Annotated in this window: 1 protein-coding gene; it reads left to right on the forward strand. The window is 71.2% G+C overall.

Annotation, left to right across the window (positions count from 1 at the left end; genetic code table 11):
* Positions 1-954: phosphatase PAP2 family protein (locus tag DLJ58_RS00005; protein WP_244218711.1), on the forward strand; the 954-nt coding region annotated here is incomplete at both ends.

The raw sequence follows: 954 nt of genomic DNA on the forward strand, positions 1-954 counted from the left end.
CGCCCGGACCGACCCGCCCGCGTCCCCGGACGGGGGTCGTCGGCGCGTCGTCGCCATGACCGTCTGGGCGGTCGCCTTCGTCGCCGCGTGGCTGGCCATCGGTCTGCCCACCGACCCGGCGTACGCCTTCGTCTGGATCTGGCTCGCGACCATCGCCTGGAACAGCGAGCGGCCGTGGCGTAGCCACCTGCGCTTCGCCCGGGACTGGGTGCCCGTGGTGCTGCTGTTCGTGCTCTACAACCTTTCGCGCGGGTTCGCCGACAACGGGGCCACGCCGCACGCGATGGAGCTGATCGTCGCCGACCGGTTCATGTTCGGCTGGGCCACCGGTGGTGAGGTGCCCACCGTCTGGTTGCAGCAGCACCTCTACCACCCGCAGGTGCACTGGTGGGATGTCGCCGCGAGCTGGGTGTACTTCTCCCACTTCGTGGTGGCGCTGGCCGCCGCCGCGGTGCTCTGGCTGCGTGACCGGCACCGCTGGGCCGCGTACATGAGGCGCTGGGGTTTCCTCTGCGCGGCCGGCCTGGTCACCTACTTCGTCTACCCGGCCGCCCCGCCCTGGTGGGCGGCGCAGAACGGCCTGCTCACCGAGGTCGCCCGCATCTCGACCCGGGGTTGGAAGGCGTTTGGCATGCACGGCGCCGGAAACGTCCTCAACGCCGGTCAGATCGCCTCCAACCCGGTCGCCGCGATGCCGTCGCTGCACACCGCGTGGGCGTTGTTCGTGGTGCTGTTCTTCCTGACCGCCACCCGTCGTCGCTGGTGGCCGCTGCTGCTCGCGTACCCGCTGGCGATGACCTTCACCCTGGTCTACTCGGGTGAGCACTACGTGATCGACGTGCTGGTCGGCTGGGCCTACGTGGGGATGACCTTCCTGGTGGTCGGTCTGGCGGAGCGCGGCTGGGCGGCATGGCGGGCCCGCCACCCGAGCGCCAAGGCGGCACGGCCCGCGGA

It is taken from the genome of Micromonospora arida (assembly GCF_003857035.1).
In the GTDB taxonomy this organism is placed as follows: Bacteria; Actinomycetota; Actinomycetes; order Mycobacteriales; family Micromonosporaceae; genus Micromonospora; species Micromonospora arida.